This window comes from Streptomyces sp. 11x1 (assembly GCF_032598905.1).
Lineage (GTDB): Bacteria > Actinomycetota > Actinomycetes > Streptomycetales > Streptomycetaceae > Streptomyces.
The window spans coordinates 95,095-117,413 of the sequence record NZ_CP122458.1 but is presented as its reverse complement, the minus strand read 5'-3'; the positions used below and the strand labels follow the sequence as shown (position 1 = coordinate 117,413).

The following is a 22,319-nucleotide window of genomic DNA, read 5'->3' as shown; positions in this document are numbered from 1 at the left end:
CTGAACAACTGCCCTGCATCGGGCGCTCCGCGCGTTATCTGGACGGTGTCAGTGCACAACCATCGACCACTTGCCGCGCGAGAGGGTGAGGACTCCGTCCAGGGCGATCCGGGCCTGCGCCCCGTACACCGGCAGGGCGCCCTCACGGTTGAGCCGGTTGCGGATCCGTTCCAGCTCGTCCCACAGACGCCTCGGGCCGCCCTGATGCACCGTCGGGGAGTTGAGGAAGCCGGTCGCGGTGGCGCGGGCCCACGAGCTGTCGGGGTGCAGGAGCCACACGGTGCGGGTCTCACCGTCCTGCCCGTAGCGGTAGTCGATGCCGGGCAGGTGCAGTGCGAGCATCGACATGACGTCCCATGCGTCCGGGGGATACAGCAGCGGGTACCGGCTTGTGTGGTGGCCTCGCCGTCGCCCTCCAGGGCGCCCTTCCAGAGGTCGTCCGCCGGGTGCTCGTAATCGGCGCAGTGCCGGGTGGCCATGAACCCGGCACGGTCCCACTCGATCCGGCCGACGGCGCCGCCGTCGGCGGTTTTGTCGGCGGTGAGGATCAGGCCCGTGCCGGCGAGCGTCGTCACGAACCGGCCGCCCGGCCGCAACGCCTTCAGCCAGGACACGGGCACAGACCGCACGGACACCGTGGCGACGATCCGGTCGTACTCGCCCGGCAGCGGCCCGGTGATGTCGCAGACCTCCACGCTCGGGGCCTCGTCGATCAGTGCGAGCCGATCCCGTTCGCTCGTCACCAGGTGCTCGTCGACGCCGACGCTCGTGACGTGCTCGCTGCCGAGCCGGGCACAGGCCAGGGCGGTGCCGTAGCCGGTGCCCGTGGTGACGAGCACCTCGTTGCCGTCGGCGATCATCGCGGCCGGTACATCCGCACGACGAGGCTGGGCAGCGTCGACGAGGAAGTAGGCGTGCCGTCGCTGACGATGCCGACGCCCTCGGCGGCCGCGATGTCGGCGTGACAGGGGCCGACACGGGTCACCAGCGTCTTGTCGGCGTAGGCCGCATCGAGCCAGGTCTCCAGATCGCTCGAGCCGTCGCGCAGCATCCAGACGCCGCCGTCCGCCTCCCACCACCGAGGCACGAACTGGTGGCGCGGCACGTTGGCCACGGCCGCGTGCCAGCGGGATTCCGGCCGTACAACCGCACATGCCAGGCTCTGTGCCCGGGGTAGCCAGTTCATCGGTTGCCTGCTCTCTCGGGTCTCAGCCGTATGCAGGGGCGCAGGCCTCGGTGTTCGCCGGGTCACAGTCGTTGGAGTCGGCCGGCGTGCAGTCGGAGGAGGCGGTCCTGCGGGGGATGCTTCCCGCGGTCGTCACCGTTCCTCCGAATCACTGCGGGGTTGACGTAAAGTGCAACCCCCTTCGTGTCCGGAACGTCAACCGCCGTGATCTGTTACACCTCTCGCCCTCCCCTGACGCCGATTTGTCCGCACGTGCGTGTGGAAGTCGGCGGCATGGCGGGCCATCGCTGCTTTCCACGGGGCGCTGTCCTGCCGGGCGATCTCCGCCCATGCGGCGGCGTTGGCGGCGGCGAATGCCTGCACCGCGCGTACGGGAGCGCTGCGCCATGAGGGGAGCTGCCGGGCGATGCTGTCCGCGGAGGCGAGGCAGTGCCCGGCCTCGAGCAAGCGCAGGATGAGCACGGCCGGGTCGATCCATGCCGCGCCGCGGGTGGGCCACGCCCAGTCGATGATGTGCGCCCTGTCGTTGACGAGGACGTTGTGCGGGGCGAGGTCGGTGTGCAGCAGGGTGTCCCCGGAGAACAGGTCGGCGGTGCCGGGGGGTGCGTATGCGGCCCACCGCTGCTCAGCCGATTTGATCGCGATGTCTCCCGGCGCGCTGATCTCCTGCAGCTCTTGGACCGCCGCGACGGCCAGCGGCAGGTTGGCGGAGCCGGGCGTGTAGTCGGCGTGCCGTCCCTGGAGGACTTCGTACCCGAGGAGGTCCCAGCCGGCCGTTTCGATGTGCCAGTACAGGCGGGGGCAGGCACGGGGAAGGTGCGGGGCGATGGCGGCCTCGCGGCGTTGCGCGGGCGCTTGGGGGTGATCGGTGGGGATGCCCTTGACGAATACCGGGCCGTTGGGGGTGTCGATGAACGCTGCGATTCCCGAGTTCATGCCTCCCGCGGCGGTGCGGGCCGTGAGCACTGGTCCCGCCTTGTCGGCGATAACCTGGCGTGCTTCAAAGGGGAGGTCGTGGAAGTGGCGGCGGAGCATGGACACGGCGCTGTTCCTCAAGGGGTGGGTGAGACGGGGCTGCCCCGGCCAGCGTACGGCCGGGGCAGCGAGGTGGAGCGGGTTACGGCCTAGTAGGGCTGATCGTCACCGGCCGAGCAGGAGCAGCTGGCGGACTCGGCGACGTCGACGTCGAGGTCGGCGATGACCTGGAACGTGCCCTCGGCGACCGAGGGGGCGGGCAGCGGCATGGGAAGGGTACCGGTGGCCTCCTCCGGAGGGCGCAGGTTGATGGTGACCGGCACCGGTGCCGGGCGGGTGAGGGCAGCTGCGGAAGGGCTCATGCTCCGTAACCTCCGTGTTGGCAGTACAGCGATCGGTTGTCCCCCGCCTCCTGGTGGAGCTTGGCCAGCGGCCGGCATGTCCTGCAGGTGCCGGCCTTGGAGCAGCCGGAGCAGCCACCGGTGCGGAGCTGTAGGGACTCGGCGATGCCGCCGAGCCGGGGGAGGGCAGCGAGGCCCTCCGTCATGAGGTTCACGCTGGGGTCGCGGCCGATCTTGCAGATGGATGCGACGCCGTGCGGGTCGACGTGGAAGAAGGTGTGGCCCGCGTTGCATCCGGTGAAGACGCGGCGGGTCTTCACGTACTTCTGCGCCTGGGAGGCAAGCGGCTTGGCCTCGCCGTTGATCGTCGGGGACATGTTCGTGAACACGTTGTACGGGAAGCCCCACCGGTCTTCGGCGAGACGGACCATGTCGTCGACTTCGTGAGCGTTCTCCTCGGCGACAATCAGGCTCAGCCGGACGGGCAGGCCTGCCTCGCGGGAGGCGTCCAGGCCGCGGGTGAACCGGTCGAAGGCGCCACGGTTGCGGGTCACGGCGTCGTAGGTCTCGCCGGTCGCCCCATAGAGGCTCACGGTCAGCCGGTAGGGCCGCAGCCGCGCGAACAGCTCCTGCATCCGTGGCTTGTGGAGTTGGGAGCCGTTCGTGGAAATCTGGATCATCATGCCGAGCCCGGTGGCGTACTCGTACGCCGCGGCGAACTCGCGGTCGATCAGTGCTTCTCCGCCGGTGATCTGCAGCCACAGCACACCGGCGTCCCGCAGCATGTCGAGCAGGCGGGCCTTGTCGTCCCAGACAAGGCCCTCGAACCGCTTCTTGCCGAGGTAACAGAATCCGCAGTCGTGGTCACAGCCGAGGTTGATCTCCCACGAGGCCTTCGCGTACCCGTACAGGGAGCGCTCGCGCACCAGGACGGCCTCCCGCAGCCCGCTGTTGGGGAGAGCCATCTGCCAGGCTTGTGCGGTCGCCTCGCGCAGCCAGGCCGGGGCTGGTCGGTCGTCGGTGACGGCCGCGCGGAGTTCCTCGTAGCGGGACTCGGGTATGCCCACGCCGCTGCTGTGGCCGGGCCGCAGGACGAGGAACTGCCCCAGGAACGGACTGGTGATCAGTCGATGCATGGTGCCTCCATGGGCAGGCGTGGTCAGAGGGTGGGCGGGCCCGGCGCAGGGGACCTGATCGTGGGGGAGCACGAGCGGGCAGTCGTCCCGCACCGGGGGTATCGCCCTGCCCGGTGGCCCAGGTCGAACGGCAGCGGGCCATCGGACAGGCGTCAGGGGATCGCGGCGCTGAACGCGACCGGGGTGGTCATACACGTCGCGTTGTCACCGCACCGCTTCTTGGTCGGTGCATCCGCGGGTATGTCGTACAGATTCTGCGTGGTCATAGCTGACGTCCAGCGATTCTGTTTACGGAGAGGCGGTCTCTGGCCGTGGTCCACCCGTTCCGAGGTTCGCCTTACCAGGGCTGGTGCTCGGGGCCGGGGGTCTGAAGAGCCCCATGGCCGGCTGCGTCGGATGGGAGGACGGGGCCCGTCTCTTGGCCGATAACAGCCGTCTACGCAGCGGCCGGCTGCCGCTGCGTGAAGTACTGCTCGGCCTGCGCCTGGAGGCGGCTCAGGCACGGCCCGCACGTCATGAACGGGGCGTGTTGTCCGTCCCACTGCACCGGGCCGAGCCAGGTCACCAGCACGCCGGTGCTCTCGCACCCGAGCCAGCAGTCGCCGAAGACCCACCTCGGCTCCGCGCGCCTGGTCACGTCTCGCCTCCCCTCCGCGGCGTCCACAACCGAGCAGCTCCGCAGACCGCTGCGACAGCGAGGCCGCCAGCCAGCAGACGTGAAGCCGAGGCCGGCGCCGTCCAGTTGGCCAGCACGGTGAGGTCGAACAGGAGGTGTCCGACGAGCAGGGGGACGACGCCGCCGTATCGCCGGTACAGCCAGACACGGCCTGCGGCATACAACGCGATCGTGAGAGCGACCGCACCCATGTAGACGTGGAGAGCGATCTCCACGAGGCAGACCACGCCGTAGACCTGCCACGCCGGGCGGCGAGCAGCGGCGAGCAGTGTGACGGCCGCCGCCACGATCACGACGTCCTCGATGGCGACCGTCGTGACGAACGCGAGAACGCCGTCCGCCACCGTCACCACACCGATACTGGAGCGCTGGTCCAGCCCCACGACGAGAGCCTCGCCGACCCCGAGGGCCTGCAGGCCAGCCGTGATCTGCGCAGTCAGGAAGCCCGAGACCACGCAGATCAGATACGACAGCGAGGTGACCATCCACGTCCGGCGCCGCTGCTCAGCGTCCCAGATGGCAAAGCCGGGACGCAGCCGAACCCCTTGCGAGCGGCACACCTCGACGGCCAGCCACGCCAAGGCGCATCCGTACACGGCCTCACCCAGGTGCTGGGCGAGCGCGGTCGAGGCCGGCGCCGTGGTGTAGAGGAAGACCGCACCGCCGAGGCCGAACCCGAGCTGCTGCGGTATCTGCCGGCGGGAGCCGTGTGACGTTCTGGCGATGACCACCCCGGCGAGCCAGACCGTCACGATCAATGCCCCGCCGAACCGGACCCACTCGGCCAGCACGTCCGGCGCGGCCTCCACGACCCGTGTCGTTCCGGTCGCCAGCGACGGACCGGAGGCGAGCGCCAAGAGCCCACCAGCCGGTAACAGCGTGCCGCGCGAGGTGGAGTGCTCGGAAACCTTTATGACGATGGGCGTACCGCCGGGTGGCATCATGCGCTCGCCGCCTCTCGTGCAGCCGGGCCCATCCCCAGCTCGTCCAGGTCGACGACGGTGACGTCCATGAGGGTGGCGGCAAGCTGCGCGCCAACCGTCCACTTCCTGCGCCAGTCGTCGGTGAACACGACCTTCTTCCCCACCGGAACGGGGAAAGGTCCACCGCTGCTGGCATAGACCGTGCCGTAAACGCCGTCGATGGAGACCCGACGGGCGCGAACGACCGCGACCTTGTCCCGCAGGTGCGGGCACAGCCGCGCGGCCAACGGCGCGCACGTGAGACACAACGGCGGATGCGCCGTGACCTCCCGCTCGGGCCAGCCGTCCACGCCGCTGTAGTCCTCCAACAGCCACAGTCGGCCCTGCTCGTTCTCGTCCGACGGCCCTCCGCACACCTGACACAGCAGCTTCCGCATCGCACGCTTCTGCCGGGGCGCATGCACCACGTCAAAAAGCGCCGCCCCGTCTCCCTGACGCAGCGCCCAGCGCTTCCACAACACCCCGGCCTTGTCACGGCCCTGCGCGTGGCCGTTGGCGCCCACAGCGTCTTCGAATGCGATGCCGTCGGCGGCCTGGACGACGGCCGGCTCCGGCAGGCGCTCGTTTCTCCAGGCGGCGATGTAGGGGACAGGAAGGCCCTTGTAACTGAGGGAAAGGGGTCGGGACATGTCTCTCTCACGATGACGGGTTGGGGTGGTGGAAGGCGCCGACCGTGCCGTACGAGGGGAGAGCACGGCCGGCGCCGGTCTATGCCCTGAAGGCCGACGGAGCGGCGCCTTCGGAACCGTCGGTTGCCTGCTGCGTCTCCACCTGCCGCAGCCTGCCGATCGAGACGAGCTGGGAGACCATGTCCGGGACAGCGAGGATGCCGGGCCCCTCGGGCGGCACGCACCAGTAGGAGCGCTCCTCAGGCCCGATCGCGTCTGGTCGCGGAACACCGATAACGCTGTTGATCCCGAGGAACTCAGCCTTCGGGGCGAGAAGGCCGCTCCTCCACTCCTGGCGCTCCCCAGTGCTCCTCGGCACGAGGACGTAGTACCGGTGAGCGTGCTGGTCCTGGAAGACCGGAGCGCCACGCAACGCCTCCGCGAGGAAGGCGTTGACCTCCGTGCTGTTCTTCGTGCCGGCCGCTGCGTGGATCAGGTCGGCCTCGATGCGGATCGCACCGAAGATGCCACCACAGCGCAGGAGCGCGATCCCGTTTCGCTTCGCCCACGCAGCCTTGGCCTGAGCCCCGTCCTGAGCCGCCACCAGAAGCCAGGTGGAGGACGCGAAGGCACGGTCGCTGCCGGAGTGCACGAGCACACCGGCCCCGGCCTCCACGGGCGTGCGCACCTCGACACGAATGGCGGGTTCTAGATCTCTGGGGTGGGGCATGGGGGACTCCCTGGTCCACGATCGTGCTCGTCCTGGGCATCCAGAAAACAGCCGCACCACCGCTGCTGTCGCTGCCGTATCGCCGAGATCTGCTTGCATGGAGCCTGCCGTTTTGACTGTCCCTTTACTCGTTGTTTTGACCGACGGATCTAACGTTCTGTTATGCCGGGTGCACCGAACGAAGTGCTTGCATCGTGGATGCGTACGCACGGGATCGTTGTCAGGGAGCTAACGTCCCTGGTCAACACCGAGGTTGAGAAGCTCACAGGCCACCCCGGTACGGTCCACGAGAGACACATCTACAAGCTCCTAGAGGGGAAACACCGTTCCCCCAACGGCCTGTTGAGGGCAGCGCTGGAGAGAGCCACGGGTCTCCCCGTCGCAGAGTTAGGCTTCCTTCCCCGGGGGAGTAAGACCCGCAGCCCTTCCCCAGCACCCGAGGACGACCCCTTGTATCGCCGTACCTTCATGGCCGCAGCCACCGCTGCCGGAGCAGCGCTCACCGCCCCGTCCGCTAGGCAGCGCCGACTCGGCTCTGCCGACGTCGACCGCATGAATGCCAAGCTGGCGGCCGTCGTCAGCATGGACAACAAGTACGGGGGAACGCAGGAACTCCAGGCGCACGCCGCCGCGCTCGCCGACGAGACCGTCCACCTGCAGAACACTCACATCTCCTCCGCCCGGATCCGGTCCGAGCTGTACGGGGTCGCAGCCGCGTTCACCGCGAGCGCCATGTGGGCGGCGATCGACGGCCGGCGCCTCAGCGAGGCAGAGCCCTACCTCAACCAGGCCGTTACCCTCGCCGGGCTGGCCAACAACAAGCACGTGCTCTTCCGGGTGTGGGGCCACGCCGGGATCATGTACCGTCACCTCGGGCGCCCCGCTGACTCCATCGCCGCCGCCGAAGCCGCGCGGGCCACATCCATCACCCGCACCGACCCGGTGTATGCCTCCCTGGCCATGGCCCGGCTCGCCACCTTCCACGCTGACATAGGCGACGAGCGCAGCGCCCTCCGAGCGATCGGCCTCGCCCAATCCAACTTCGACCGCGGCGACCTGGCGAAGAACCGGCCGCCGTGGATGGACTTCTACGACCAGGCCGAACTGGACAGCCTCGCGACGTTCGCGCATTTGCGGCTCGGGAAGTGGGCGGAGGCCGAGCGGCACGCCCACCGGTGCCTCGGCGCTCTGCGTCCGGAGCTCCAGCGCAACCGTGGCCTGACGTACGCGAACCTTGCCCTAGCTCAGCTCGGGCAAGGCGACATCGAGCCAGCCGTCGCCGCCGCCCGGAAGGTCCCCGGGGCGATGGCCGACAACGGCCGGGTGCGCATGCTCCTGAACGACTTCACCACCCGCCTCACGACCCTGGCGCCGCGCAACTCCGAGACGACCGCGTGGCTCGACTATCGAAGGGCAGCCGCATGAACGGCACGACCTACAGCAGGACTAGCGACGTAGCCGCCGTACGACAGCTCATCCTCGACATCCACGTCGAAGTGCGCGGTGAGTTCGGGCTCATGGATCGGCCGTTCTATCACCGTGACCGGTTCGACGAGCGACTGACGGCGTACTCGTCCCGGCCCGGCTGGGAAGCTGTCATCGCCTATCAAGGCGACGAGCCGATCGGGTACGTCTTCGCCGTGCCGCTCGGTGAGGGCACGGCATGGTGGTCTGCTGAGAAGGAACCGCTCCCCGACGAGTTCGTACGTGAGGATGGCCGACGGACCCTCGCCCTCAACGAGATTCTCGTCCGCCGGCAGTGGCGTGGCGCCCACGGCCAAGGTGCCGCACGCGCCCTGCATGAGGAACTGCTCTCGCAGCGGCAGGAGCAGCGCGTTACCCTGCTGGTCAACCCGACCCTGTCCGACGGACGCCTCAAGGCCGTCTACGAGTCATGGGGGTACAAGCAAGTCGGCCGTCAGCAGCCGTTCGCCGACTCCCCGGTCTTCGCTTCGATGCTGCGGGATCCCCTGCGCCAGTAGCGTCGGCGAGGGGCGGATTTCGGGGGATGCACACATCTGGGGCTCATAAGGCGCTCTCCGCGCGAGCGGAGGTGATCCGTGGGCTGCCCCATGGGGCTCGATGGTCGCGACTCCTTCTCTGTGCGCGCAGAGGTAGACGGGCCCTCGGCGACCGGGGCCTTCGTCGTGCCCGTCCTTGCAGGGTTGTCACAGGAGGCTCAGCAGCTCGTGCAGGACGGCGTTGAGCCGCACGGGCGCTGGCAGATCGTTCATGTCCAAGACCGGTACACGGGTGCCGATCTGCCGGTGCAAGGCCTCGTGGGCGATGCCCAGGCGGAGCGGCCGTCGGGAAATGCGCAGAGCAAGGGATGTATGCATTCCGATGAGCACCATCGGGGGTGTTGAAGGTCCTCGCAGCTCACACCCGGTTCACTGGGTGTATGAGCCCAGCATCACGCCGGCGAATGCCCCGGCGAGTAGGAACGGGCCGAACGGGATCCGGGTCGCCCGGCCACTGCGGCCTGCGAGCATGAGGGCGATGCCGTACAGGGCGCCGAGCAGGTACCCGGCAAAGGTCCCGATCAGGACGATGGGCCAGCCGTACCAGCCCAGGACAGCGCCCAGCGCGAGGGCGAGTTTCACATCACCGAATCCGAAGCCCTTGCTGATGAGGAAGAGCACCAAGAAGCAGGCTCCCAGAAGGAGGGAACCGAGCAGCGCGGGCGTCCAACTCCCTTCGGCATCGGGCAGCAACGAGGCACCACCGAGCAGCACGAGCGCCGCCGTGGCGAGCGGCAAGGTGAGCACGTCGGGCAGCCGGTGTGCCGCAAAGTCGACGGCGGCGAGTAGCACGCTAACCGGTGTGAGCAGCAGCCAGACCACCAGCTCGGGGCGTGCTCCGACGGCGGCCGCTAACGCTGCGCAGACCATGGCGACGACGATGGCGATGGTGAGCGTGCGCGGACCGTACGCATCCCCGTCGGAGCAGCGGGCCCTCCCGAGCCATCCGTTCCCGGCGCCGACGAAGGGGTGTCCGGCAGGACACGCTGTCCGCCACGGCTCATCGGGGGGCACGGAAAGCCGGTACGCGGCGCGCGGTATGAGCAAGCCCGTGCCGGTGCCCCACAGGACCGCCGCGGTGATGATCCAGAACGTCTCCACCGGACGGAGCTTAAAGCCGCTTCTTGCTGGCGTGGGTCTGGCCGACCTCACGGGGACGGAACGGGGGACCGATGCCTCAACGGGCGCTGAACAAGGGGTGGGCCGTCGGCGCCTGCATCGGGGGATGGCGGCTTCGGCGCCGTGTTCGAGGCGGACACCGCTGGCGAGAAGGCGGCGGTCAGGCCCGTGCCCAAGGTGCGGGGCACCGAGCGCGAGATGCGGTTCACCAGCCTGGACGGCGTCCGCAACGTGGTGCCGATCGTCGACAGGCACTCGACGATAACCTGGTCCAGCACGGTGACGGTGGCTGTGTAGACCGTTCGGGAGGCGCTGGCGGAGTGGCGTATGCGGCCTCCTGCCTCGGACGAGGCCGCCGTCAGTGAACTGCTCGCGTACGCAGCCCGCGACGTCGCCCACAGCCGATAGAGCGCTGCGCACCCAGCGGCTACAGGACCCTGCGCGCTGGCCCGCCCGAGCCGTTGAGGAGCTCGTTGATGAGCTGCTCGGTCTCCGTCTCCAGCGAGCAGTCCAGCGCCTGGTTGACCTGCTGGACGCGGGTGATGGCGGTGTGCAGTCCCTGCCGGTTCCCGGCCGCATACTCGAGCCGGCACCAGTCCCGATACAAGAGCTCAGCGGTGTCGTCGACGTCGAGACCGGTCGCGACGGCCTGGCGGGCGGCGCTGAGATCGTGGTGCGGGCCAGCGGGGGTTCGGTAGGTGGCCACGGTGTGCGCCACGTCGATGATGCGCGTGATCATTTCCTGCTGGTAGGGCTCGGCCCAGGGCAGGGGCTTGCCTCCGAACGGCCGACCGCGCACGAGAGTGAGAGCCCGTTCGAGATCGGTCAGGCCCGCCGACCCCAGTGGCAGCGCACGCTCGACGAGCTGCAGGAAGCGGCTCCAGTCGCTGCGCACACCGGGGGAGAGCCGGTACGGGTCCCCGCCGGAGCTCCGGCGAGGCACGTAGGGATTGCCAGCGGGATCGCTGCCCAGGGAGCGGCGCAGGCCCTGCAGCCGGGCGTTGAGGGTGCTCGGAGACCAGGGGCTGACGGGATCCATGTCGGAGCACAGCACGTCCGCGCTTCGCCCGGGCCGGAAGAGAAGCAAGGCGGCGAGCTGTGCCATCCGTGGGCCGTGGCCGGTGCTGTCCACACCGGTCACCTCGACCGGGCCCAGGACCCGGATCTCTGGCGCGTGGACGTCATGCGCCTCGCATACCTCACCCTCCGGCACTTTGCTGCACTCGACGGAGTCTTCGTGGCCGTCGGTCTCCGCAGCCTCTTCAGCGGCCGGGTTCTCCGCGGGCGTTGGCGGCGCGGCTTCGGTGTCCGGGGCGGGCTCGTCATCGGGCTGAGTCGACACCGTGGCGGTGGGCAGGAGACGAAGTCCGGACGGATCAGTGGTGGCGGCGAGCAGGGCCGGGAACACCTCGCCGCTCACGTCCGTTACCCCTGCCGGAGAAGGGCTCGCGGCAGCGGCGGCGGGAGGCGCGAGGGACGCCTCCGACGCGGGCTGATGCATGCTGTCGGGCTCGTCTGGGACCTCCCGCCAGGGACCCTCGGCCGCATGCGGAGGCTGCCCGGACACCTTCAACGCGGTGGTGATCTGCACGTAGGCGGCGTGTTCCAGGCGCTGCACCATGATGTCGACGCTGGCGTAGTCGAGGTGCTGCGGTTCACTCAGTGAGGCGTTGATGATCTCCGCCTCGGGCAAGTGGGAGGCCGCCGAACTCGCCGGAGCGATCAGAGTGACGGGGACTGCGCCGGACTTGTCGATGACATCGGCGATCTGCCAGGCCGTGTCAGCATCCAGCGACGACGCGCACAGCAGCAGATACGGCTGATGCTGGGTTTCGGGCATCTGGTGCGCTTCCAGCAGCCGTTCGGTCAGATCGCGCAGCGCGTGCGCAGCCTGCCGCATGTGAGCGATCCGTGCGGTGGGCAGCAGCTGTGGCAGATCCTCGCCGAACCCCACGGTGACGACTTCGACTTCACTCGCCCACGGGCTCATCCCGATCTCCAGGGCGAGCGAGGTGCACACTTCAGTGATGTGGACCGGGTTGCCGTCCAGCAGGAGCGTTGGCAGTTGTGCGAGGTTGAGCAGCAGAAGGTCACCCGCCTCGGTGCTGCCGATCGTCACCAGCCCGGGATACGGTGCCCGCACCTCGCGGGCGGAATCCTCGTCCAAGAGGACGGCATCAGAGGACAGAACCCACCAACCGGCCTGCCCGGACACGAACGGCGCCTGCGGCTCCTGGGAAAGATCGTCGGGCAACACCTCCAGCGCCCGGGCACCGATCCGCGCGGCCCGCAACGGGGGAAGCACGGCGTCCTCTTCCTGTGCCGCCAAGTGGGCCAGAGTCCGCAGTGCCATGTCCAGGCGGGCTGCGCCGCCCGGTTCGGCAGCTGCCGCCAACTGAGCCTCTGCCGTGGACGTCTCCGAGGCGATGGCGATCTTCTCGCCGGGCTTGCGGCGCCGGCGCTGCAGTGTCCTGCGCAGGGCGAGGGCACCGGTGATGGCGGCGGCCAGCAGCGCGCCGGCGCCGAGCACAGTGTGCAGGTTCAGCCGGCTGCTGGACGGAGCCGTCACCGGAGTCTCGGACGTTGTGCTGGTCGGGGAGGCGACCGAGCCGGATGAATCAGACGGCACCGACGGCGGGGCAGTAGAAGGCGAGAGGCTGACGCCGGGCCCGGGCATCGCTGGATCCGATACGGAAGGAGAGCTCTGATCCTGGCCGGGCTGTTCGGTAGGGCGGCTCGCCGGTGCGCTCGGGGCAGACGACTCTGGTGCAGGCGCTGCGGTGTGGCTGGGGACGGGCGCCTGCTCATCGCCCGTACCTTCGTCGGGCTTCTGCTCGCCGTCGGGCTTCTGGGTGTCCGGGGGAGGTGTCTTCGGGCTGCCCGGCTCATCACCCTCATCGCGGTCGGGGGGCATCTGGTCGGGCTGGGCGTCGGGCACAGAGACCTGCTGGCCCGTGTAGATCACATCCGGGTCGGAGATCTCGGGCAGGCCGTCTGGCTGCGGTTTGCCCTTGCTGGCCTCGAACAGCTGAGGCCACCTATTGCCGTCGCCGAGCTCCTCCTCCGCGATCTTCGACAGATAGTCGCCGGAGTGGACCGTGACGACGTGCTCGCCCTTCTCATCAGCAGTCGGGGCACCGTCACCCAGCTGTGTACGGGTTCCTCCCGCGACGGCCGTGGAGCCGGAGGACACCTCAGGCATCTGCAGCCTCCACCCGGGCTGCAGAAAGCTGTTGCTCTTGAAGACCTGTCCGTCGGTCATGGGGCGGCCCTCGTTGAGGGCGGCGATCTCCCGCCAGCGCTCACCGTCGCCGAGTTCCTGCTCGGCGATGCTCCACAGGCTTTCCGCCGGACGCACCTCCCTCACCGTGTACGCACGGGGTTCCGTCGCGTTCGTGGCGGCCACCGATTCTGCAGCCGCCCCGGCGGTGTGCTGTTCTCCCGGGGCCTGCCCGGGCACCCGGGCGTCGCTGATCGCCGGTGCTGCCTGGGCGGGGGAGGCCAGAGCCGAACTGGTGGGCAGCAGGACCAGAATGCCGCCGACCAACGCGGCCGCGGCCCGCTGGGAGGAGCCCAGGCCTCGGGGGGCATGCCACGTCCGGCCGCGCAGCTGCGCGGCCAGCTCTCGAACGACGCAGAACGTGAACTGCGCCCACCCGATCCAGCCCACAGCGACGAGCAGCAGGAGGAACACCGCACCGGTGTCCTGCCGGTCCAGCAGGTGCGCGAGATCGTCGTGGCTGGACGCCCAGATCACCGGGGTGGCCCAGGCCAGCAGCAGCGGCAGACCGGCGACCACGGTGGCCAGGACCAGCAGACTGCCCAAGGCCCTAAGGACTCGGGTCACGGCGGAGCCCGCGGCGGTGGGGGAGTGGGTGGCGCGCATGTCAGTTTCCTTCGGGAGCGGTGACGCCGTGCAGGAGGGTCGCCCTGGCGTGGCCGGTCACCGCGAGACTGCCAATTCCGACCACGGGCAGGAACTTCGTTTCGTACGCGTCGGCGACGGTGACGGTGAGCGTCTCGCCGTCCCCGGAGACGCTGACCGTGCCGCCGACGCCGGCGTCGGCGAGGTACGCCCGCGCTGCCGCCACGGCGGCCTGCGGGTCGACGACGATGGCTTCGCCGGTAATGGCCTGAGCCGGATCGATGGCCTGCCCGCCAGCCCGCGCGGCCTCCCCGGCGAGGTAGTCGGCGCGTTCGGTGGCGCGCATCTTGCTGCCGCCGTCGACGGCGACACCGATGATCCCGATCAACGCGACGACACAGACGGCGACGAACACGGTGACGCCGCCCCGGTCGTCGAGCCGCTCTAGGCGGCGAGCCAGCCAGTGCCCGCTCATCAATCCCCCCGCTGCCGGTACTGGTCCACCACCGAGGTCGCCGTCGACGTGAGCGTCCGCGCCCCGGGCACGCCCGGCAACAGCAGGTCCGAGAGGTTGACCGTGCACGTCACCGTCGCGGTCACGGTGCCGACCTGTCCCACCGGCACGCTCAGGCCACCGGCGTCGACGCTGACGCTGGTGGACGCGCACGTGATGCCTTGGTCGTCGAGGGATTCCGCGGCCGCCGTGTGGGCAGCACTCTGGGCGGCCGCCACCGTGCGGTGAATGGAGGCTTCCCGGGCCGCGTCCTCGGCAGCGGAGTCGATTTTCGAGCCGGAGGTGACGATTCGGCCCCCGGCGATCGCCAGACACACGAACATGATCAGTGCCGGCACGATGATGGCGGCCTCGATCGCGGCGCTGCCCTCATCGCCCCGGATTCGCTCGGACCACCGGGCCCTGTTACGCACGTTGTTCACTCCCCTGGGACCGTCCAGCGTTCCACGGCCCCGGACGCCGACTGGGTGACCTGCAGGCCGGAGACGCCCGGGATCATCGACATTGCCGTTCCGGAGACCTCTACCCGCACACGCTGCCCGTTGCTGCTGGCCACGACGCTGTAGCCGCGCAGGCTGTCACCCGCGGTGCGCTCCAATACGCTCCGCGCCTGGGCCGCACCATCGGCCGGGCTCGACTGGTAGGCGCGTGCTGCGGTGGCTCCTTCGCGGGCCGCGGTCAGGGCGATCTGCCTTGCGTAGTACCACATGGAAGCCTGGATGACGGCGACCGTGGCGAGCAGCACGAAGGGGAAGACGATCGCCATCTGGATGGACGTGTCACCGCGGTCGTCGCGCCATCTTCGCCCCTGCCACCAGTCCTTCAGCCGCTCCGGACGAGACATCCCTACAGCCCGCTGAGCTTGTCGTTGTACTTGGCGATCACGACGGCGATAGTCCCGGCGATCACCACGGCGCCGGTGACAGCGGCCACCCAGATGATGACGGTGGTGGTGCTGACGTCCCCGCGGTCCGGACGGCGCCTGGCTTCCTCCAGGCTCTCCTGCAGACGCGTGGTCAGCCAGTGCACCGCACGGTAGGTACGGGCTGCGGTGTGGTTCATGATCTGGGCTCCTTGCTCCTACAGCGGTTCCGAGTTGAGACGGTCTAGATGGTGAGCATGCGGATGACCGCAGGGAAAGCCATCAGAAGCATGACCAGGACGGCGAGCAGGGCTCCCGGGGCGGTCATCTTCTCGCTGGCGGCGTTGGCCTCCGCGGCTTGGTCGGCCAGCAGTTCGGCGTTGAGAGCGGCGGTCCGGGCGCGCAAGGCCTTGTAGACGGCGGCGCCGTCGGTGGCCGAGCTCCGCATGATGTCGGCGACGTCGTCCAGGACGGGCAGGTCATACTCGGCGGCCAGCTCCGTGAGCGCCTGATACGGCGGGATCTTCTCCAGCCGGGCCCGGCGCAGCGCACCCTGCAGATACAGGAATGGCCAGCCCGCGCCGACCTCGGCGGCCTTCTCCAGGGCCTCGGTGGGCCCGGCGTCGGCGGCCCGCTTGAGCGCGACCAGGTCCAGGTAGGCGGACAGGGCGTGCGCGAATTCCTCCCGCGCCCGCTTGGCCTGGTCCCGCACCGCGAGATCGGGCGTGATGAACAGCAGCCCCGCGACGAGGAGTCCGACCGCCCCGGGCACGTAGAACGGCAGGGAGACGCCCGCGATGATCCACGGGATCGTCGCGATCACCGGGCAGAGCAGGCCGAGCGCGGCGAGCGCCACCTTCTTCAGCATGAACTGGCCCGCCCCCTGGCCCAGGAGAGCCAAGTTGGTGGCGGGGATCCGCACTCCGGGCAGCCGCTCGAGGCGGGCCAGCAGCCAACGGCCCCACACCTCCTCGCGGTCCAGTTCCGGCTCGGGCATTGTCAAGGTGGCCGGGGCGCTGCGCGCGAGGGCGGGCGCCAACGCGGGCTGGGGACGCAGGAGTTCCCGCACCAGCAGCGCGAGGCCTGCACCGACCGTGCCGCCGGTCAGGAGGACGGGGGACAGGTTCACGAGCTGACTCCTTCCGGCTCACGGCCGGCGACCGGTACGACGTCGGGTTCCGTCGCGGGAGCAGGCAGCCGGACCGTGCTGGACGGATCGGTGATCAAGAAGCGGGGGATGCGGCGGAAGGAGCCCAGCTGCCGCATCAGGGCGAGCACTCCGATGAACCCGGCCGTCAGGAAGGCGAGCACCAGTTGTCCCAGCAGCGTCGAGTACGGCTTGGTGTAGCTGGGCACGAAGAACCCGGCCGCCACCACGCCCACGGTGATGATGGTCATCCACCGCACCGTGGTCCGCGGCTTCGCCCGGTCGGCCTCGATGGCGCGCTTACGGGCGACCTCGTCGCGCACTGTTCCGGCCAGGTCCTCCAACGCCTGCGCCAGGCCCGGGCCGCGGTCGTTGACCGACAGGATGAGCGCGGCGACCACCTTGTCCGCGGTCACATCGCCCAGCTCATCGGCGAACGCGCGTAGCGCTCCCTCCGGCCGCCACCCCAGACGCAGCCGGTCGGACAGGTTGATGATCTGCGGGGCAAGCTCTTCGGGAGCGCCCTTACGGCTGGTCATCATCGCCTGCTCCAGGCCCATGCCCAGCCGCAGCAGGCCGGCCAGCCGCTGGGTCCACTCGCTCAAGGCCTCCAGCTGGCCGATGCGCTCCTGCGCAGTCTGCGACGGGGTGATCAGCCAGGGCACGCCGATGACGGCCGCACCCAGCAGAACGCCGCCCACAAAGTTCCCCGAAACCAGCCACACGCCGGCGAAGACCACGACCGCCACGACCGCCAGGGTCCGCCGGCGCAGCCGGACGTCCTCACTCTGGTCCTTCCCCGCGCCCAGAGAACGCCACCGCTGCCACAACGGAGCCCGACGCGGAGCCGTCGTCCCCACGAACCCGGCCACGACACCGATCAGCCCGCCGACGACGGCCATGCCGCTCAGCAGCCCCCACAACAGGGTCATCGGCGCGCCCCCACCTTCAGCGGCAGCGGCGCCTGCCAGGCCCCGTAGGGCTGCTGCAGCAGGGCGGAGTCGAACCCGACACGCCGCAGGTCATCCACGCAGCCCGGATCCATCCGCGGGACCGCCCGCAGCTCGCCGAACTCCGCCCCAGGGGAGAAGACTTCGTTGGTGGCAGGGCGGCCGGACTCGCCGATCCCGGTCAGCTCCAGGACGTGAGAGACGTAGCGGTGGCGGCGCCCGCCGATCTGCGTCTCATCCGTCATGTCGACGTACACGATGAAGTCCAGGCCGTTCGCGGTCTGCCGGTAAGCCAACTGCTCGGACAGGTTGTCCTGGGCGAGCGCGTACAGCTCGGCGATCCGGTCGAAGATGATGTCCGGGCGGCGGGCGTGGATGGTGCACAGGTTGCCGCCCGAGCCGTTCGTCAGCGCCTGCATCATGGCGACGACTTCGGGCCCGCGGACCTCACCGACCACGATCCGCTCCAGCGACATGCGCAGCGCCGGGTGCATCAGGTCCAGGAGCGTGACCTCGCCGGCGCTGCGGCCGGTGACGTCCCTCTCCCCGTTCGACTCGCGCCCGACCAGGGAGACGACCTGGCGGTGGTAGCCGTTGGCGTGGGCGAACAGTTCGTCCTCGGTCTGGATGGTGGCAAAGCGTGTCTCGGGGTCGAACTCCTTGAGCATCGCACGCAGCAGCGTTGTTTTCCCCGCCTTCTGCTTCCCTGCGATCATGATGTTCTTCTCCGCGCGGACACACGCGCCGAGGAACTCCCGCAGGATCGGGTCGATCGTGCCCAGCGTCACGAGGTCGTCCAGGTCGGCGTGGGAGACCCGGTGCCGGCGGATGACCGCATAGGTCATCGGCCCGAGCCCGGTGATGGCCTGCAGGCGGGAGCCGTCCTGCAGGGAGAGGGCGAGGGTGGGGTTCGCCGTGGAGATGGTGCGCTCGTTGTGCCCGGAGCCCCGGGCCAACTCCCGCAGCAGTTCCAGGAGTTCTTCTTCCGAGTCGGCGATCGGTCCGACCATGCGGCGTTCGCCGTCGCCGTAGTCGAGCCACACCTCGTTCGGGCCCTGAATGATGATGTCCTCGACCCGGTCATCGTCCAGGTACGGCTGGAGCCTTCCGGCACGGAAAAGCAGGTCGTAGACGCCTCGCCGCAGGGCTTCGTCCTCCTGCGGCGCCATCGCCTGGGCGTCCGACCACAGGGCGACCGCCTCGTTGATCCATTCAAGGCAGCGCTGCTCTTCGCTCGCCCGGTCCATGTCCGGCGTGGTCTTCAGTAACTCTTCGCGCTGCTTGGCGACCTGGGCCGCGATGTGACGGGCGACCTTGTAGTCGACGGTGGCCTGAGGTGCCGCGGCGCCGAGCACATGCGTACTCGAGGCGGCACCGGCCGGTGCATGTGTGCCGTTCGCCTGGCGCGGCCACGCCTGCTGGGGGCGGCCGGGCGGCGAAGCCACCGTGGGATCGGTGTGCAGAGGCCTACCGCGCACGGGTCACCTCGCCCCCTGCGGTACGCACGCCGCCCGGATCGAGGCGCGCCCGCCGCATTACGGCCCGCTGCACCAGCAGCGTGGTGGCCGTCCGGGCGGCCTTCATCAGCGGCGACTTGGTGAAGTGACGCGGCTGTTCCACGCCGTCGGACAGGACCTTGGCGTCCTTCGGGGCGTACGGCAGGGTGGCCACCACGGGCACCTGAAGCACGCGCTGCACCTCGCCCGCGGGATACGGACCCTCGTTGATCATCAGCACGCTGACGTCGCCGACCCGTTCCTCCAGGGCGCGCACCCGGCCTTCGGCTGCCTGGAGGCAGCGCAGGGTGTTGCGCACGACCATGAACACGGCATCGGCCTGCTCAGCCAGGACGCCGGACGGCCCGAAAGCACCCCGGCGGCCGAGGTCGATCAGGACGTCGTGGCTGTGCTCGGCCTCGATGCCGCGGAAGATGACCCCCAGGGCTTTCCATACCGAGCCCAGGCTTGCCGCTTGCGCAGGATCGGTGATGCCCGGCAGCAGCAGCCGGTCGCGCGGCGATTCCTTCTTGCCGTCCTCGCTGCTCAGGTCGATCAGCTGACGAAAGAACGCATCCCCGAGTTCGCCCTGCCGGGCGGCGACCGAGAGGTTGCGCAGCCCGTAGCGGTCGCCGAGCGTGCCCTGCAGCAGTCCGTGCAGTACGGCGCTGCCGTCTGGGTCGCACTCGGCCAGGATCATCCGCCGGCCCGGCTCCAGCGGCCAGGACAGCAGCAAGGCGAGCGCGCTTGTGGTCACACCGGGTGCACCACTGCACCCGGCCAGCGCGATGACAGCCATCAGCTGCCGTCCGGAGCAGCGAGGACCAGGCGCAGCGTGTCGGACGCCACCCACGCGGCCGCCGTGGGGCCGTCCGTAGCAGATGTGGCAACGTCCACGACCACGACTCCGGTGCCGGGAGCAGCGGTGGACGCCTTCACCACCCGTCCGTCAATGGTCTGAGGGACGGCATCCGACGTCTTGCCGGTGTCCGTCGCACCCTGGGCCGGGACATGGACCAGCTGCACCTTCTGGCCCGGTACCAGCGCGGTGGCCGGGATCTGCTTGGGCTCCAGCCCGATCGGCACCAACTGCTCGCCAGCCTTCACCAGCGAGTCCTTCGTCACCTGTGACGGGGCGAGAAGGGAGCCGGGCTTGAGCTCCACGGCGGCCCGCTTGCCCACCACCGAGTCCAGGTCCTCGCTGGGCACCGCTTTGACGGCCGGATCCAAGGCGAGGGATGCCTTGCCAAGGTCGTCCTCCGTGAGGACCTGGCCGACCTGGACGTCCCGGACGACGGTCACCACCTCGGTGCGGTTGCCGACCTGCAGCAGCAGCACGGCAACACCGGCCCCGCCGGCGGCGATCAGCGCCAGGGACAGGGCAATGACACCGGGGCGCCGCCTGCGAGCCGACACCTGGGGCGGAGCCACCGGTCCGGCCACGCGCCCCTGCTGAGGGACTCCGTTCGGGGCTCTGTCTACACGTTCTTGGGTCTTGCTCACCGTTCTGTCCTTCCGGCGGCGTTACCTGACGACCTGTACTTCGCCGATTGCCACCTGCACGTTGGTCTGCCGGACCTCAATGAGCTGGCCGGCCGCTCCGCCGCCCTGCCAGTCGATCGTCCACGTCGAGGTCGCGGTCACCGGGAACTTGCCGTTCTGGGCACCAGCTGAAGTCTTGGAGTACACGTGTCCGCAGGTCGGTGACTGGGCCATCCCCTCGGAGGCCTGGTAGGGCGTACCGGGGCCGTTGCACGTCACGCTGGCGCTGTCACCCATCTGCCACACGATCTTCGACACCTTCGCCGTTGCGGTGACGGTTATCCCGCCCGCCGACGCCGACGCGGTGTTCGGTCCGTAGGTCGTGGCGCTCTGGTTGACCCACATCCACATGGGGACACCGACGGTGTACTTCCCGGCCGCCTTCGGGCTGACGATGTCCGGGCCGAGCAGCGTCATCGAGTCGACCGCGCGCTGCCCCAACTCCTGGGGGTCCACCTGCGGAACGGGAGGCTGCCCCTCTGGCACGACGATGAATCCGTCCGGGTTGTCCAGACCGCCGTCCGAGCAACCCCTGAAGTACATGTCGTACTTGGCCGGGTCCTGACCCTTCCAAGCCGGGTGCTCGGCCGGCGGCTTCGGGTCAACCTTCGTGTACTTGCACTTCAGCTTGCTCTCGCTGCTTTCACTGCTGCCCTGCGAGCCGCCCGCCTGCCCGCCGCTACCGCCGGTCTCGTCATCGACGCCGACACCGACACAGAACTTGACGACCTGGCACTTGCCGGCATCGACGTCGGGATCGTCACCTGCGTGCGCGATGCCGGCCGACCCCAGGACGAGGGCACCGGTGAGTACGGCGAGACGACGGGCTAACAGGCCTGCTCTTGAGCGGTCAACTTCGTGACCATCCACTTCGTCCCCCACTTTTCAAGCGTTGCGGTGCTGACGTATTTGGTGAGTCGCTCCGTTGGCAGCGGGACCGGCTTCTTCGAGGCCTCGTCGATCAGCGTCCAGTTCGTCGTATCGACGCAGTCCGCGACCGTGGCCGTGGGGATCTCGGCGTCTGTGACCTTGACGACCTTCGGATGGAGCACCGGTTTCCCGGTCGTGACCTGTCCTGCCTTACGCATGGCCGACAAGTCGTTCTCAATGTCGGCCAGGGCTTTGAAGGTGGTGTTCTTCTTCAGGTCGGTGCCCGTGGAGGAGGCCTTCTTGTACGCCTCGGTCTGCGCGTCCCATGAGCTGGTGTACGCCGCGATGACGGCGGCATCCTCGGCGTCGGCCGTGGAACTGGGGGACGACGAGCCAGCTGTCTGAGTGGGGCTCGGAGTGGACGGTGACGCGTCCGCGTCGCTGTCGCTACAGCCGGCCAATGCCAGCAGACTGCCCGCGAGAAGCAGGGCAGTTGCGTGCTTCCGGGTGCGAACAGCGGCGCTCACGATCCGTGAAGGGCGTGGTTGTGCTGCAGTCACGTTGTCTCCCCGTACGACGCGGTGCGGTTCGACCGCTTCCCCGGCCCCCCGGCGTTCGGCGGCCAAGAACTGCGGTCAGGCCCAGCTGCGGTAATGCGTTTGCGTGACCGCCAGATTACGCATATGCCAGTCAACTTCCCACCTTGATATTTGAGTTCACTCACACAACTCGGGACGTATCCGGTCGCTTTCGGAACCGGATGTCGATTTGTAGTTCTGTGTCTTCGCTCGTTGCGACCGCATGTGGTCCGTGTCGTTCGTCGGGCCGTCCGGGCGGCGTGAGCCCCCGCGCGCGAGAACGAGATACGGGCCGCCGGGTTCTTCCGGCCGAGGGGCGGGCTGAGCTGATGTCGCCCCAGGCATCATGGAGCGGGAGTCCCTGCCCCGTTGGGCGGGGAGGTCGGCCATACGGTGATCACGTCTCCGTCGAGCGTGACGCGCCGGCCCGGGAACTGGTGGCGTACCAGGTTCAGGTCGTCCAAGTGGAAGTCGCTGGCCCCTTCGGCCGCGCAAGCACTCCCGACGTAGGAGACGGCCTTCGTGTGTACGGGCCACGCGTCAGTGGGCTGCGTTTCAAGGGTGCGAATCTCACCAGTAGCTTGCCGCATCTGGATCTCCCAAGGTAAGAGCCTACGGGGACAGTTGCAGGACCGGGCCCCATTGCGCATAAGTAAACTTGTCATTCGCGTAAGCAAACATCAAGTGGATTCCGGAGCAGTTGCAAGGCTGCGACATTCG

General features: G+C 69.1%; 26 protein-coding genes and 1 pseudogene. 3 read left to right on the top strand and 24 right to left on the bottom strand.

The features are described 5' to 3' along the window. Window positions 1-48 precede the first annotated feature (48 nt). The 10 genes and pseudogenes from P8T65_RS00590 to P8T65_RS00545 form a co-directional block, all read right to left on the bottom strand. Window positions 49-348, bottom strand: a complete 300-nt coding sequence (locus P8T65_RS00590; RefSeq protein WP_316731953.1) for a hypothetical protein — start codon at window positions 346-348, stop codon at window positions 49-51. Window positions 349-581: 233 nt separating this feature from the next. Beyond that, window positions 582-860, bottom strand: a pseudogene (locus P8T65_RS00585) (protein-L-isoaspartate(D-aspartate) O-methyltransferase); the annotation flags it as partial. Then, window positions 857-1,186, bottom strand: a complete 330-nt coding sequence (locus P8T65_RS00580; protein WP_316723447.1) for a hypothetical protein — start codon at window positions 1,184-1,186, stop codon at window positions 857-859. The pseudogene P8T65_RS00585 and the gene P8T65_RS00580, both read right to left, overlap by 4 nt. 195 nt (window positions 1,187-1,381) lie before the next feature. Next, window positions 1,382-2,221, bottom strand: coding sequence for an aminoglycoside phosphotransferase (locus P8T65_RS00575; protein ID WP_316731442.1), 840 nt, complete (start codon window positions 2,219-2,221; stop codon window positions 1,382-1,384). A gap of 89 nt (window positions 2,222-2,310) precedes the next feature. Continuing rightward, the gene (locus P8T65_RS00570) at window positions 2,311-2,523 is read right to left on the bottom strand and encodes a hypothetical protein (RefSeq protein ID WP_316723446.1); all 213 of its coding nucleotides are present in this window, start codon (window positions 2,521-2,523) and stop codon (window positions 2,311-2,313) included. Beyond that, complete coding sequence (locus tag P8T65_RS00565; RefSeq protein ID WP_316723445.1) at window positions 2,520-3,638, bottom strand: radical SAM protein; 1,119 nt, start codon at window positions 3,636-3,638, stop codon at window positions 2,520-2,522. The genes P8T65_RS00570 and P8T65_RS00565 overlap by 4 nt, the downstream gene beginning before the upstream one ends. 436 nt (window positions 3,639-4,074) lie before the next feature. Beyond that, entirely contained in the window at window positions 4,075-4,275 is a 201-nt protein-coding gene (locus P8T65_RS00560) for a hypothetical protein (RefSeq protein ID WP_316723444.1), read from the bottom strand. Further along, complete coding sequence (locus tag P8T65_RS00555) at window positions 4,272-5,171, bottom strand: hypothetical protein (protein WP_316723443.1); 900 nt, start codon at window positions 5,169-5,171, stop codon at window positions 4,272-4,274. Before P8T65_RS00555 ends, P8T65_RS00560 begins: the two co-directional genes overlap by 4 nt. Window positions 5,172-5,254: 83 nt before the next feature. Continuing rightward, window positions 5,255-5,926 (bottom strand): hypothetical protein, encoded by a 672-nt coding sequence (locus tag P8T65_RS00550; RefSeq protein WP_316723442.1) that lies wholly within the window; start codon window positions 5,924-5,926, stop codon window positions 5,255-5,257. A gap of 79 nt (window positions 5,927-6,005) precedes the next feature. After that, window positions 6,006-6,635, bottom strand: a complete 630-nt coding sequence (locus P8T65_RS00545; protein ID WP_316723441.1) for a hypothetical protein — start codon at window positions 6,633-6,635, stop codon at window positions 6,006-6,008. A gap of 468 nt (window positions 6,636-7,103) precedes the next feature. On the opposite strand from P8T65_RS00545, the gene P8T65_RS00540 reads away from it, so the two are divergent. After that, on the top strand, window positions 7,104-8,060 hold the full coding sequence (locus P8T65_RS00540; RefSeq protein ID WP_316723440.1) for a Tat pathway signal protein: 957 nt from the start codon (window positions 7,104-7,106) through the stop codon (window positions 8,058-8,060). After that, window positions 8,057-8,617: a GNAT family N-acetyltransferase gene (locus P8T65_RS00535; RefSeq protein WP_316723439.1), complete on the top strand. Its 561-nt coding sequence runs from the start codon at window positions 8,057-8,059 to the stop codon at window positions 8,615-8,617. The genes P8T65_RS00540 and P8T65_RS00535 overlap by 4 nt, the downstream gene beginning before the upstream one ends. Before the next feature lie 186 nt (window positions 8,618-8,803). On the opposite strand, the gene P8T65_RS00530 is transcribed toward P8T65_RS00535, so the two are convergent. After that, on the bottom strand, window positions 8,804-8,974 hold the full coding sequence (locus P8T65_RS00530) for a hypothetical protein (protein ID WP_316723438.1): 171 nt from the start codon (window positions 8,972-8,974) through the stop codon (window positions 8,804-8,806). A gap of 51 nt (window positions 8,975-9,025) precedes the next feature. Next, window positions 9,026-9,757: an A24 family peptidase gene (locus P8T65_RS00525; protein WP_316723437.1), complete on the bottom strand. Its 732-nt coding sequence runs from the start codon at window positions 9,755-9,757 to the stop codon at window positions 9,026-9,028. A gap of 141 nt (window positions 9,758-9,898) precedes the next feature. Between P8T65_RS00525 and P8T65_RS00520 the strand changes: the two genes are divergently transcribed. Beyond that, the gene (locus P8T65_RS00520) at window positions 9,899-10,072 is read left to right on the top strand and encodes a hypothetical protein (RefSeq protein ID WP_316723436.1); all 174 of its coding nucleotides are present in this window, start codon (window positions 9,899-9,901) and stop codon (window positions 10,070-10,072) included. 130 nt (window positions 10,073-10,202) lie between these two features. Here P8T65_RS00520 and P8T65_RS00515 read toward each other — a convergent pair whose 3' ends face one another. The 12 genes from P8T65_RS00515 to P8T65_RS00460 form a co-directional block, all read right to left on the bottom strand. Next, entirely contained in the window at window positions 10,203-13,661 is a 3,459-nt protein-coding gene (locus P8T65_RS00515; protein WP_316723435.1) for a LysM peptidoglycan-binding domain-containing protein, read from the bottom strand. A 1-nt stretch (window position 13,662) separates the two neighbouring features. Continuing rightward, a complete protein-coding gene (locus P8T65_RS00510) occupies window positions 13,663-14,115 on the bottom strand; it encodes a pilus assembly protein TadG-related protein (protein ID WP_316723434.1) in 453 nt (150 codons plus the stop codon). Next, window positions 14,115-14,567 carry a pilus assembly protein gene (locus P8T65_RS00505; protein WP_316723433.1) on the bottom strand — a complete coding sequence of 151 codons (453 nt, stop codon included), beginning with the start codon at window positions 14,565-14,567 and terminating at the stop codon, window positions 14,115-14,117. Before P8T65_RS00505 ends, P8T65_RS00510 begins: the two co-directional genes overlap by 1 nt. Before the next feature lie 5 nt (window positions 14,568-14,572). Further along, a complete protein-coding gene (locus tag P8T65_RS00500; RefSeq protein WP_316723432.1) occupies window positions 14,573-14,998 on the bottom strand; it encodes a pilus assembly protein in 426 nt (141 codons plus the stop codon). Between the two features lie 2 nt (window positions 14,999-15,000). Next, window positions 15,001-15,216, bottom strand: a complete 216-nt coding sequence (locus tag P8T65_RS00495) for a hypothetical protein (protein ID WP_316723431.1) — start codon at window positions 15,214-15,216, stop codon at window positions 15,001-15,003. A 44-nt stretch (window positions 15,217-15,260) separates the two neighbouring features. Then, entirely contained in the window at window positions 15,261-16,145 is an 885-nt protein-coding gene (locus P8T65_RS00490; protein ID WP_316723430.1) for a type II secretion system F family protein, read from the bottom strand. Next, window positions 16,142-17,095, bottom strand: a complete 954-nt coding sequence (locus P8T65_RS00485) for a type II secretion system F family protein (protein ID WP_316723429.1) — start codon at window positions 17,093-17,095, stop codon at window positions 16,142-16,144. Before P8T65_RS00485 ends, P8T65_RS00490 begins: the two co-directional genes overlap by 4 nt. After that, window positions 17,092-18,591, bottom strand: coding sequence for a CpaF family protein (locus P8T65_RS00480; protein ID WP_399098059.1), 1,500 nt, complete (start codon window positions 18,589-18,591; stop codon window positions 17,092-17,094). Before P8T65_RS00480 ends, P8T65_RS00485 begins: the two co-directional genes overlap by 4 nt. Further along, a complete protein-coding gene (locus P8T65_RS00475) occupies window positions 18,581-19,408 on the bottom strand; it encodes a hypothetical protein (protein ID WP_316723428.1) in 828 nt (275 codons plus the stop codon). The genes P8T65_RS00480 and P8T65_RS00475 overlap by 11 nt, the downstream gene beginning before the upstream one ends. After that, window positions 19,408-20,052, bottom strand: coding sequence for an SAF domain-containing protein (locus tag P8T65_RS00470; RefSeq protein ID WP_316723427.1), 645 nt, complete (start codon window positions 20,050-20,052; stop codon window positions 19,408-19,410). Before P8T65_RS00470 ends, P8T65_RS00475 begins: the two co-directional genes overlap by 1 nt. An 81-nt stretch (window positions 20,053-20,133) precedes the next feature. Next, entirely contained in the window at window positions 20,134-21,033 is a 900-nt protein-coding gene (locus P8T65_RS00465) for an ATP/GTP-binding protein (RefSeq protein ID WP_316723426.1), read from the bottom strand. After that, a complete protein-coding gene (locus P8T65_RS00460; protein WP_316723425.1) occupies window positions 20,979-21,548 on the bottom strand; it encodes a hypothetical protein in 570 nt (189 codons plus the stop codon). The genes P8T65_RS00465 and P8T65_RS00460 overlap by 55 nt, the downstream gene beginning before the upstream one ends. Window positions 21,549-22,319 lie beyond the last annotated feature (771 nt).